At 50.8% G+C, this 11,621-nt stretch carries 13 protein-coding genes; 8 read left to right on the forward strand and 5 right to left on the reverse strand.

All coding sequences use genetic code 11. The annotated features are described in order from the left end of the window. Positions 1-78 precede the first annotated feature (78 nt). Positions 79-1,050 (reverse strand): ribosome small subunit-dependent GTPase A, encoded by a 972-nt coding sequence (gene rsgA / locus DPV68_RS09250; protein ID WP_114166476.1) that lies wholly within the window; start codon positions 1,048-1,050, stop codon positions 79-81. 244 nt (positions 1,051-1,294) lie between these two features. Here rsgA and DPV68_RS09255 point away from each other — a divergent pair, with 244 nt between their 5' ends. The 5 genes from DPV68_RS09255 to DPV68_RS09275 all read left to right on the forward strand — a co-directional run bounded on the left by DPV68_RS09255 (position 1,295) and on the right by DPV68_RS09275 (position 4,805). Further along, positions 1,295-1,678, forward strand: a complete 384-nt coding sequence (locus tag DPV68_RS09255) for a lmo0954 family membrane protein (RefSeq protein WP_114166478.1) — start codon at positions 1,295-1,297, stop codon at positions 1,676-1,678. A gap of 22 nt (positions 1,679-1,700) precedes the next feature. Continuing rightward, positions 1,701-2,369, forward strand: coding sequence for a PspA/IM30 family protein (locus tag DPV68_RS09260; protein WP_114166479.1), 669 nt, complete (start codon positions 1,701-1,703; stop codon positions 2,367-2,369). Between the two features lie 86 nt (positions 2,370-2,455). After that, positions 2,456-3,148 (forward strand): cell wall-active antibiotics response protein LiaF, encoded by a 693-nt coding sequence (gene liaF / locus DPV68_RS09265; protein ID WP_114166480.1) that lies wholly within the window; start codon positions 2,456-2,458, stop codon positions 3,146-3,148. Continuing rightward, positions 3,145-4,173 carry a sensor histidine kinase gene (locus DPV68_RS09270; RefSeq protein WP_114166481.1) on the forward strand — a complete coding sequence of 343 codons (1,029 nt, stop codon included), beginning with the start codon at positions 3,145-3,147 and terminating at the stop codon, positions 4,171-4,173. The genes liaF and DPV68_RS09270 overlap by 4 nt, the downstream gene beginning before the upstream one ends. Then, positions 4,170-4,805: a response regulator gene (locus DPV68_RS09275; RefSeq protein ID WP_114166483.1), complete on the forward strand. Its 636-nt coding sequence runs from the start codon at positions 4,170-4,172 to the stop codon at positions 4,803-4,805. Before DPV68_RS09270 ends, DPV68_RS09275 begins: the two co-directional genes overlap by 4 nt. Positions 4,806-4,891: 86 nt before the next feature. Here the strand turns inward: DPV68_RS09275 and DPV68_RS09280 are convergent, their stop codons facing one another. The 4 genes from DPV68_RS09280 to DPV68_RS09295 all read right to left on the reverse strand — a co-directional run bounded on the left by DPV68_RS09280 (position 4,892) and on the right by DPV68_RS09295 (position 8,163). Continuing rightward, positions 4,892-6,784 (reverse strand): ABC-F family ATP-binding cassette domain-containing protein, encoded by a 1,893-nt coding sequence (locus DPV68_RS09280; RefSeq protein WP_114166485.1) that lies wholly within the window; start codon positions 6,782-6,784, stop codon positions 4,892-4,894. Continuing rightward, entirely contained in the window at positions 6,781-7,482 is a 702-nt protein-coding gene (locus DPV68_RS09285; protein ID WP_114166486.1) for a lysophospholipid acyltransferase family protein, read from the reverse strand. Before DPV68_RS09285 ends, DPV68_RS09280 begins: the two co-directional genes overlap by 4 nt. A 94-nt stretch (positions 7,483-7,576) precedes the next feature. Beyond that, complete coding sequence (locus DPV68_RS09290) at positions 7,577-7,837, reverse strand: hypothetical protein (protein ID WP_114166488.1); 261 nt, start codon at positions 7,835-7,837, stop codon at positions 7,577-7,579. Positions 7,838-7,920: 83 nt separating this feature from the next. Next, positions 7,921-8,163, reverse strand: coding sequence for a hypothetical protein (locus tag DPV68_RS09295; RefSeq protein WP_114166490.1), 243 nt, complete (start codon positions 8,161-8,163; stop codon positions 7,921-7,923). A 563-nt stretch (positions 8,164-8,726) separates the two neighbouring features. On the opposite strand from DPV68_RS09295, the gene DPV68_RS09300 reads away from it, so the two are divergent. The 3 genes from DPV68_RS09300 to DPV68_RS09310 all read left to right on the forward strand — a co-directional run bounded on the left by DPV68_RS09300 (position 8,727) and on the right by DPV68_RS09310 (position 11,603). Next, entirely contained in the window at positions 8,727-9,578 is an 852-nt protein-coding gene (locus tag DPV68_RS09300; RefSeq protein WP_114166491.1) for a CvfB family protein, read from the forward strand. Between the two features lie 163 nt (positions 9,579-9,741). Then, positions 9,742-11,250, forward strand: a complete 1,509-nt coding sequence (gene cshA, locus DPV68_RS09305; RefSeq protein WP_198662286.1) for a degradosome RNA helicase CshA — start codon at positions 9,742-9,744, stop codon at positions 11,248-11,250. Positions 11,251-11,351: 101 nt separating this feature from the next. Then, positions 11,352-11,603, forward strand: a complete 252-nt coding sequence (locus DPV68_RS09310; protein ID WP_034781064.1) for a hypothetical protein — start codon at positions 11,352-11,354, stop codon at positions 11,601-11,603. Positions 11,604-11,621: the final 18 nt, after the last annotated feature.

Consider the following 11,621-nt stretch of genomic DNA (forward strand, 5'->3'; position numbering starts at 1 on the left):
CGGATTGGTGATAAGACTTGGTGCTAGGGCAGAAAGGTCGAAAAAGGAGCCACAGTTTTCTGTGACTCCTCTCTTAGATTAAGCTTTCGTTTTTCGTTTCTTCTTCTCAGCGAGACGTGCCGTCTCCGCTTGCCGTTTTTCCGCGTAGCGGAGCTCGCGCTCGAGCTTGACGAAGCTCTGATAGCGTTTCGCATCGAGCGTTCCGGATATGATGGCGGATCGGACGGCACAGCCCGGCTCGTTGCCGTGCGCACAGTCCCGGAACCGACACGTCTCGGCGAGTGCTTCGATATCCCGAAACGTCTCGTCGAGGTGGTCGGCTCCGTCCCAAAGACCGAATTCACGCATACCGGGTGTGTCGATGACGAACAAATCGTCAATCCGGAACAGTTCACGATGCGTCGTCGTGTGCTTGCCGCGCTCATCGCTCTCGCGGACGGCTTGCGTCTCAGCGACGGTCTCCCCGGCGAGCGCATTCGTCAGTGACGATTTCCCGACGCCGGACGAGCCGACGAGTACGATCGTGCTTTCGCTCGGCAGTGCGGCTCGTAACGCCTCGACGCCCTTGCCTGTAAGTGAACTGACAGGGAAGACGTCGACCCCCGGAACCGTCAAAGCGAGCTCATCGACAAGAGCCTCGGCGTTATCGACTTGGTCCGATTTCGTCAAGACGATGAGTGGTGTGGCTCCGGTTTCCCACGCGGCGAGCGAATAACGCTCGAGCCGACGCAGGTTGAAATCGTGCCCGCACGCCATCGTGATTAAGATGTAGTCGACGTTCGCGCAGATCAATTGTTCGCGCGTCTCGTTGCCGGCCGCTGCTCGTGATAAAACAGTGCGCCGTTCAAGGAGACGTCGAATCACGCCTTGACCATGCTCGCGAACGGTGAACTCGACGAAGTCACCGATGACCGGATAGTCGCGCTCGCTTTCGGCCTCATGTCGGAATTTCCCGGTGACACTGCACGTATAGTTCGCACTTTCAGTCGTGATGGTATACATATGCTGGAACTGTGCCGTGACACGTCCCGTTGTGATTGTTTGATTCAAATAGAATCCTCCTTTTAGTTGTGGAGGACAGTTGCCCTCCTGTTGGCTGACAAAGTGTGTACTGCGAATTGTACGGTGCTCATAAAACATCATCCTTTCATTGTTCGATGCGTCTAGTATAACACACGATTTGAGAACGCTATCATCTCAGTCTACAGACCGAGGGAAAACAAGCCTTCCGCTCGTCGCACTATTGAAAATAACGTATTATGATAAGAGTGTACTTAACGAGGAGGGATAATCGATGAATCGCCAGGTGAAGCAAGTATTGTTCATTGTGGCCGCGATCTCTTTAGTTCTCGTTCTAATCGGCTTTTTACCGAACATGATCATGTTCGGTTTGGGGGCGCTCTTAGCACTGTGGGCTGGAGTCAGATTCATGGCCGTAACACATGTCGGCGCAAAAATCGGTTACGGCGCGCTTGCTGTGATCGGAATCATCACAATTTTATCGAATATTTGGGCGTTGCTCGGGATTGTGGTGGCATGGGTATTGTTTAAAGGGTATATGATGTATGCCAACCAAAAACAAGACGTCGAGATTTTCAATGCGGACGGATCGCATGCGAGCCGCAGCAGCTTTCAATCGTTCGATCAAGTTTGGCAGAAGTTTGTAAACCGTCGCTAAGCTTCACAAGGAGGATATTATGATGAAAACACCATTTGACCAGTTTCGTGATTTAGCTAACGAGTTGACGAAAGAACTATCGAAAGAGATGAAGAAGTTTCAAGATAAAGAAGGGCCACGTTCGGCTCCACGCTCGAGTGGGGAAGCTGAATTGAACCGCCATATCCGCGGGGCTGAGAAAGAGGCGTTGTCGGTCGAACGTCTCGTCGAGCGTCAAAAGTCATTGCTCGAGGAACTTGCGACGAAACGCGATGATGCCAAGCAAATGGCCGATAAGCGTTATGAGCAGACAGAGCTTGCCAAACAAGCGGGCGAAGACAAGCTCGCCGAACGAGCGGCGCTTGAATCGAAGCATTACGGCGAGCAATATCGTTATTTCGAAGGTCTCCTCGACGAAGGAACGCGTGAACTCGATGACCTTGAGCGTCGTGCCCTCGAGATGCGACTGAAGCTCGATGAGATGCAAAACAAACGGTATGAGTTCGCGATGCGTGAGAACCTGGATTTATTGAAAGGTGCGCTCGATCAAATCTTCGGTGCAGAGACATCGAAGACACACCCGTTCACGGAAGACGAGAAAAAAGAAGAGAAGAAACAAGAACCGGCCGCTGAAGAGAAAATCGATGCGACGGACGAAGATGATTTCGAAGCAAAACTAAAAGAACTTGAGCGTCGTTTCAAACAAGACTGACGCAACGGTTCAGCGATGGTCCGGCGAATGGTTGGGCCATCGCTTCTTTGCTTCATGTTACATACTGTCAGAGAGGGGGAAACAACGTGGAACGTTGGAACACACGCCAAATCATCGGCTTCATGATTATTTTATTTGCCATTGGACTATTTATCGATATCGTGACGGGTGGCAACAGCGTCCTCTTCAGCATGGTTGTCCCGTTATTGTTGCTGTATATCGGGCGTCGCTTCAGCCGGAAAGGCAATCAGCCGGTCAGCTATATCTTTTACGGGATTGGCGGCATCATGCTCGTCGGGCTCATCTTCTCGTCGGCGGCGTTCGGCTTTGTGTTGTCAGGATTACTCCTCATGTTCGGCTATCGACTCTATAAGAACCGTCCACTCGAATCGAGCCGGTTCAAGTCACACATCCGGCAAGAACAGGCCTTTTCGTTCGGGACGAAAGAGAGCGGTCACTACGTGCTTCAAGACACGAATGAATTCTTCTTGCTGCGTGACGTCGAACTCGACTTGTCGCGCGCCATCATTCCGGAGGGAGAGACGTTCTTGTTATTGAATGGACTCGCCGGGGACGTCCGGATTCTCATTCCGGCCGGCTACGATTACTCGATTGATGCCTCGATCGGGTTCGGCAAGATTCAAGTCGACGAGTCAAACTATTCACCGGTGTTCAACCGTCGCTTCTACACGGCTTCGGACGATTATCAAGCGGCGACGCGTAAAGTCCGCATCCATATCGTGCTCATGAGCGGAAGTGTCGAGGTGATGACCGTATGAAGAAAGATTCATACCCAAGGACGGTCGTCTGGCATCAGTTATTTAGCAGCCTGTTGACGGCACTGTTCGTCACGATCGCATTTTTAATAGGTGACTCGACTTCACTCCGAGATTTGTTCACACGTGAAGAAGGGTTGCCTTTCGGTGTGTCTATCCTTGTCATCGCCGTCTTGATCGGTAGCATCTTCGGGGTCGGCTCGTATTTTTATTTGCGACGCGACTTCCGGGAAGTGGCAATCGCTTTGTGGAAGCTTGAGAATCAAAAAGAGATCACGTTCCGTCCATTGTCGCCTTACCGTGATACGCTCGAACGAATTGCCCGGATTTCTAAGCAACGCACGGAAATGATTGAGATGGCCAAGCGGGTCGGTGACCGTCCTGTCAGTGTCGAGGAAGCGCGCAGCGAAGCGGTCGTCGAAGAACGGCGCCGTGTTGCCCGTGAACTGCATGACTCGGTCAGTCAACAACTGTACGCCATCTCAATGATGACGACGGCGGCCAAACAGACGATCATCTCGAAGCCGGACGTGGCCGCCAAACAAATCGAGCAGGTCGAAGTGATGGCACAAACCGCTCAGGCGGAAATGCGCTCGCTTTTGTTGCAACTCCGTCCGGTCGAACTCGAAGGGATGACCCTTAAGACCGGCATCGAGCGACTGTTAGAAGAGTTGTCGCGCAAACAATCCACCGAGCTTGTCTGGCGCCTCGAAGAAGTTGAGTTGTCGCGTCATACCGAGAACGAATTGTTCCGTATCGTTCAAGAAGCAATCAGTAACACGCTTCGCCATGCGAAAGCGAAACGACTCGAAATTGAAATGCGGACCGTGCAACAGACGGTCATCTTAAAAATAAACGACGACGGAATCGGCTTTCATGTCGATGATACACAAGTCGCCTCATATGGCTTACAATCGATAAGAGAGAGGACGGCTGAGGTCGGCGGGACGTTACGACTCGTCAGTGTGCCCGGCGTCGGTACTCAAATTGAAGTGCGTGTGAAACAACAAGTGGAGGGGTTACAATGATTCGAGTCGTATTGATTGATGACCATGAGATGGTACGGGCCGGTGTCTCGGCATTCTTGTCGACGCAGCCTGACATCGAAGTCGTCGGAGAGGCATCGGACGGCGCGACTGGGGCGGAACTCGCGATTGCCGAGAAGCCTGATGTCGTCTTAATGGATTTAGTGATGGAACCTGTCGATGGGGTCGAGTCGACGAAGCGAATCAAGGCGAGTTGGAAAGATGCCAAAATCTTAGTCGTGACGAGTTTCTTAGATGATGAGAAAGTGTATCCGGTCATCGAGGCCGGGGCGATGAGTTACGTCTTGAAGACGGCGAACGCCAATGAGATTGCCGATGCGATTCGCCAAACGGCAGCCGGCAATCCGGTCATGGCCGCCCAAGTGACGGGCAAGATGCTCGAACGGCTCCGACATCCGGAAAAGACGTTGCACGAGAGTCTAACGGCCCGGGAACGTGAGATTTTGCAATTGATGGCGGAAGGAAAGTCGAACCAAGTCATCGCCGATGAACTATACATCTCGTTGAAGACAGTGAAGACACACGTCTCCAACATTTTGACGAAGCTTGACGTCTACGACCGGACGCAAGCGGTCGTCTATGCATTTCAACATAATATCGTCAGTAAAGGATAACCATGGTGCTTCCAAGCGCTGCACTCGAATTGTCCATACATGGCTATACGACAAACAAGGATCACGCCGACGCGTGATCCTTGTTTTCATTTCTTCTGTGCTTGAATTTGTTCATCGAGCTCCGATAAATATTCCCAACGTTCCATCTTCGCATCGAGTGCTTCTTTCAATGCGGCGATATCGGCGTAAAGTTCATTCACTTTGCCGAGGTCGCTTCCGGCTGTAGCGAGCCGTGCCTCGGCGGCCTCGATCTCAGATTCGAGCGACGCGATATCATCCTCAATTGTCTCCCATTCCTTCTGCTCTTTGAAAGTGAATTTGACGACGTCGACTTTGACACGCTCTTTCTTTTCTTTCGATTCTTTCTTCACTTGTTGCTTCGTCTGTTCCTGGAGTGTGGCCAAATAATCACTGTACTCTGCGTGATAGACGTTGATCGTCCCGTCTTCAAAAGCGATGAGCTGTTCGGCAATCCGATCTAAGAAATAGCGGTCGTGACTGACGGCGATGACCGTGCCTGGGAACGACTCCAAATAGTCCTCGAGGACAGACAGCGTCTCCGTATCGAGATCGTTCGTCGGTTCATCCAAAAACAGTACGTTCGGCTCGTCCATTAAAATCCGGAGCAAGACGAGGCGACGTTTCTCGCCACCAGACAGTTTGGCGATTGGCTTGTATTGCGCGTCCGGGGTGAACAAGAAGCGTTCGAGCATCTGACTGGCCGTGATTGTTTCGCCGTCAGGTGTATAGATGACTTGAGCGATTCGTTCGATCTCATCGATGACGCGTCGCGTCGTGTCCTCAAACTCGACTTGTTGCCCATAATATCCGAGATGGACTGTTTCGCCGTGGACGACCGTACCGTTCTTCGGTTCGAGGCGGTGGGCGAGCAAGTTCATGAGTGTCGTCTTCCCGCTCCCGTTCGGTCCAACGATGCCGTACCGTTCCCGGCGTCCGAATAGCCATGAGAAGTCTTGAATGAGCAAGTTGTCGTCATAACCGAACGACAAGTTCTCCACTTCGATGACTTTTTTCCCGAGGCGGCGTGAACCGACGGATACTTCGAGCGCTTCTTCCTCGGCGAGCGTCTCTTGATGCTTCAAATCTTCCACGCGCTGAATACGTGCTTTCTGTTTCGTCGTCCGTGCCTTGGCACCGCGGCGCAACCAGGCGAGCTCACGACGCAAGATATTTTGCCGCTTTTGCTCCATCGAATGCGACCGGGCCTTCCGTTCGGCGCGTTTCTCGAGGAAGAGCTCGTAGTTCCCGTCATAGAAGTAACTCGTGCCATCGGCGATTTCGAGGATATGGTTCGTGACGCGGTTCAAGAAATAACGGTCATGGGTGATGAGCAAGATGGCCCCTCGGTAATCGGCCAGGACCGTCTCGAGCCAAGCAATCGTATCGGCGTCAAGTTCGTTCGTCGGCTCATCGAGCAACAATAGATCAGCTTCGTCGAGCAGGGCTGCGGCCAAGGCGACCCGTTTCTGTTGTCCCCCGGAGAGCGAACTGATCTCTGCCGTCACGTCCGGAAGGCCGAGCCGATTCAAGATCGATTTCAACTTCGCCTCGGTCTCCCAAGCGTCGGCGGCGTCGACCGCTTGCTGAGCTTTCATGAAACGTTCCAGCCACTGTTCGCTCGTCGGATTCGCCTCGAGTGCTTGGCGCGCGAGCTCATATTGTTTCAACGCTTGGACGGACGGGGTATCACTCGTGAACAACGCGTCTAAAATCGTTTGCCCGGGTGCGAAGTCGACCGTTTGGGTCAAATAGCGAATCCGATAGTCGTTCGGATGTTGCATCGAACCGCGATCTGGCGTCTCGACGCCAGCGACGATTTTTAAGAACGTCGATTTTCCAGAGCCGTTGACGCCGATGACCCCGATGCGGTTGCCCGGATGGATCGTCATCGTGACGTCATCGAATAACACTTTATCTGCAAATTCTTTATGGATGCCTTCGATGGCTAATAAACTCATGATTCTTCTCCTTCAACGACGCGGCGAATCATTGTCTCCGCAAGCGCCGCAATTTCTTTGTTCGGGACATTGGCCGGGTCGATGACCGGTAAAAAGGTGACGTCGACCGTCCCTGGGGTGATGCGATTTTTCGTCTCGAGCAAATGATGGCTGCCTTTGATGGCGACCGGGACGATCTTAGCGCCGCTTGAAGTGGCGAGCGTCAGGCTACCGGCTTTAAACTCTTTGATCGGACCACCTTTTGAGCGAGTGCCTTCCGGGAAGACGATAATCGACTGGCCTGATTGAATCGTCTCTACGCCCGAGCGGATGGCTTTAATCGATTGGCGGCGGTCGCCACGGTCGATAAAGATACAGCCCATCATCTCCATCCAACGCGGGATGATTGGGAACTTTTGTACCTCAATCTTAGAAATGAAAGCCTTTGGATGTTTCGTTGCCGTAAGCATGATCGGGACATCGAAGTTCCCTTGATGGTTCGCGACGTAGACGACCGGCTCGTTCGGAATATTTTCTTGACCGTGCACGCGGACGCGGGCGCCGGCGATGCGGAGTAAGAAGCGAGCCCATGTATAGGCGACGGTTTGAACGTACGCATAACGTTCGGGTGGTGTCAGCCGTTTCGCTTTCGGATAAAACGGAAGCGTGAGCGGCAAGACGGCGAAAAAGGCGATAAACCAGATGGCGGTGCGGATCATACATATTTCTCCTCTCAATAGTGCGGTTATAAGTCTGGACACGAAGAAAGAGTCTTCTTCTCTGGACGAGAATCCGACTCTTTGGCATGAATCTTTATTCCCAGAAGCGAGATTCGCTTTCCTCTTCTTCTTCCTCGAGTTCGAACGTGATTCGTTTATTCACCGGATCCACAGCAAAGTAAGCTCCGTCTTGATCGATGCTCTTGAACTGCATGACGTCGTCACTGCCGATTTCAAGCGTGAGTCGAATGCGGTTGTCATCGTCGACGAGCAAGATGCCGTCTTCTTTTAGCCATAGCTCCATGACCGGTGAATAACGCAATAACCATTCGTTCGATAAAGGGATTTCATTCATACGTATTCGTGCCTCCTACGGGTTGAGTCCGTTTTGCTCTCTGTCTACAATAGAATAACAAAAGTGGAGGGTGAAGACGAGCGTTATGTAGAACGTTTACGTGTAGTTGAATGCATGCGCGCCACGATGCGTTTAATTTTTTTCTCGTTGCGGCGTTCGATGAACAAGACGTTCATTTGGGCAAGTAACTGTTTAAATGAAGATAAGCCCATGGCGAGCAATACAGCGAACAGGAATGTACCAATCGGGTCTTTGAAAAAACCGGTTTGGAGCGAGACGGACAAACCGACGACCGAAAGAATCGTGGTGAGAAAATAAAATAGCATAAATGACTCTCCCTTCCCAGATGATTCAACTGTGAAAGCCGAACGTTATGGTCGTTCGACAAAGGCATGATAAATTCCTTTTTTTGTCGAAATAAAATAAAAACGCCTTCTGTAGGAGAGGGCGTCTACTCTTGAATCATCGTGACAGATGAAGATACGTTCGTATCAACTCCGGTTGAGAAAATGAAGCTAAGTGAAGCGAGTAAAGCAAAGAAAGCGATTAATAAGCCTTTCATGAAGCGCTTCGCAAAAGATCGAGATTGTACGTCAAACATTTAATATCCCCCGTTCGGCCATGGTTGAAACCTAAATCGTTAACCAACACTTCCTTAATAATAACGTTTTCAAAATGTGGATACTAGATGGTAAATGTTCGTTCACAAAATTGTCACAAAATTTCAAATACGGACATGTGGAAGAGAAATGATTTAGTTACAAGCTGAATGAATCTTGTTCACATTTCAGACACAAATGAACGGAGTAGGGAAATCGAACGTGATATGATTAGGAACGTGTGTAGGTAGGTATACTGACAGTAATAGATGAAAAAGGATGTGGATTGTATGGCATTACGTGCAGGAGAAGTAGTGGACTTGGTCGCGGAACGTTCAGCTGATTTTGGTGTGTTTATCGGAAACGGTCGCGAAGAGGTGCTCCTTCATCGCAAAGAACAAACAGAAGAAGTCACAGTCGGACAGACAGTGCGGGTCTTCCTTTATCACGACTCGGAAGGACGTCTCGCTTCGACGATGACGATTCCGAGTGTCACGTTCGATGATTACGAGTGGTATGAAGTGACAGGGGTCCGGTATAACACCGGTGTGTTCGTCAATATCGGGATTCAAAAGGATGTGCTCGTCTCATTAGATGATCTTCCTGAGAACCGGTCGTATTGGCCGAAAGAAGGAGACAAGTTGTGCATTCGTCTCAAGTACGATCAAAAGAGCCGTCTTCTCGGGGAGCCGGCCCACTATGCGTACTTAAACTTGTTGGCGCGTCCTGCTAAAGAAGAATGGGGCAATCAAGATGTTCATGCGATCGTCGTCAATCGACGCGAAGTCGGTGTGAACGTCTGGGTCGAAAATGAATCGCTCGGTTTCTTACATGAAGCAGAGATGACACGTTGGCCGCGTCTCGGTGAACAGTTGACCGTACGTGTGACACAAGTGAAGCAAGACGGGACGGTACTCGTCTCAATGAAACCACGGGCCTATGAAGCGATTGACCCGGACGCGGAAAGCATTCGTGCCTACATTGAAGAACGCGGCGGCCAAATGCCTTACGGCGATAAGACGGCGCCGGACGTGATTGATCGTGAGTTCGGGATGAGCAAAGCGGCGTTCAAGCGCGCCCTCGGGAAACTGCTAAAAGAAAAGCAAGTTGAAAAACTCGACAACGGCTACAAATTGAAATAAGATTACTCATGTTGACGCGGTCGTGAAAAGTTTTAGAATGTATTTCTTTCATTTTAGAAACGAATACGTTATAGTTAGTAAAGTTGACTAAGAGGAAACATTGAAAGAACGTCTGTTGAACGAACTCTCAGACGTTTTTTGTATGAACAAAGGAGAATATAATTTGACAAAATTTCAAGATTTACAGTTAAGTGAAGCATTAGTAAAAGGTGTACTCAAAATGGGCTTCGAAGAAGCGACACCGATCCAAGCTGAAACAATTCCTGTCGCACTCACTGGAGTGGACGTATTAGGACAAGCACAAACAGGTACAGGGAAAACAGCAGCTTTCGGTATTCCGACAATTGAGCGAATCGATTCAAAGGCGCGTCAAGTCCAAGCACTCGTTCTTGCACCGACACGTGAACTTGCGATTCAAGTTGCAGAAGAATTGAACAAAATCGGGGAAGCGAAACGTGTATACGCACTCCCTGTTTACGGTGGTCAACAAATCGACCGTCAAATCCGCGGCTTGAAAAAGAACCCACAAATCGTCGTTGCGACACCAGGACGTCTCATGGACCACATGAAGCGCAAGACGATCAAACTCGACGAGATCCAAACGGTCATCTTGGACGAGGCGGATGAAATGCTCAACATGGGCTTCGTAGAAGATATCGAGACGATTTTGGCTGGTCTTCCAGCTGAGCGTCAGACGCTTCTCTTCTCAGCGACAATGCCACCACAGATCAAGAAGATTGCTGAACGCTTCATGAAGTCGCCGACAATCATCAAAGTAAAAGCGAAGGAAATGACAGTTGAGAACATCAACCAACAGTTCCTCGAATTGCGCGAAGGCCAGAAATTCGATACGCTTTGCCGTTTGATTGACATCGACTCACCAGAACTCAGCATCATCTTCGCTCGTACGAAGAAACGCGTTGACGAAGTGACAGAAGCCCTTATCAAGCGTGGTTACACGGCTGATGGTCTTCACGGTGACTTGACGCAATCAAAACGCGACCAAGTCATTCGTCGTTTCAAAAACGGCACGATTGACATCTTAGTCGCAACAGACGTTGCAGCACGTGGTCTCGACATCTCAGGTGTGACACACGTTTACAACTTCGATGTGCCACAAGACCCGGAAAGCTACGTGCACCGGATCGGACGTACAGGCCGTGCTGGTAAAACAGGTACTGCTCTTACGTTCATCACGCCACGTGAGTTCGGCCAAGTCAAAGCAATCGAGCGTGTGACGAACAAGAAGATGAACCGTCGTCACGTACCGACAATCGCGGAAGTACTTGAAGGCAACCAGAAGCAAGCAGCTGAAGAGTTGATCGAACGCGTTCAAGCGGGCGATTTCAAAGCTTACACGCAACTTGCGACAGAGCTTCTTGAAGAGTATGAAGCAGTTGAAATTCTTGCGGCAGCCCTTCGTGGATTGACGAAAGAGCCGGATTCAACACCAGTTGAAATCTCATACGCAGACCCAATTCGCGTGAAGCGTCAAGGCGGACGCAACGACCGCGGTGGATACCGTGGAAACCGTAGTGGCGGCGGCGAACGTCGTGGCGGCGGAGACCGTGGCGGCCGTAGCGGTGGCGGCGGTGGATACCGTGGCAAACGTAGCGGTGGAGACGACCGTCGTCGTTCGGACGACCGTGGCCCACGCCGTCCGCGTGACTAATCAATAACCAAAAACCGCATCTCCTTAAGTGGATTTGCGGTTTTTTTTTTGGTGTCATGCTACACTAAACGAGTAGAGACAGAAAAATGAGGTGTCAACGGATGATTGAACTAGGTTTTGGTCTCGTCATACTAGTGGCGTGCGTCCTGGCTTTGAAACCGATTATAACGCGGACCGAGCGTCCGAATTTTCGATATATCCCGGTCGCCACGCTCTTGTTCGGTGCGATGATTTGGCTCGTGATGGCCATCGGTGTCGGCGGGAAGATGGGAATCGGCTACGGTGTGATGAGTATCGTGTATTTCATTGCTTGTTTCGGTGCCTATATGTATGTGCATACACGAGCGAGCTGAAACCAGCTCGCTTTCGTG

Source organism: Exiguobacterium sp. TNDT2 (assembly GCF_003331145.1).
GTDB lineage: Bacteria > Bacillota > Bacilli > Exiguobacteriales > Exiguobacteriaceae > Exiguobacterium.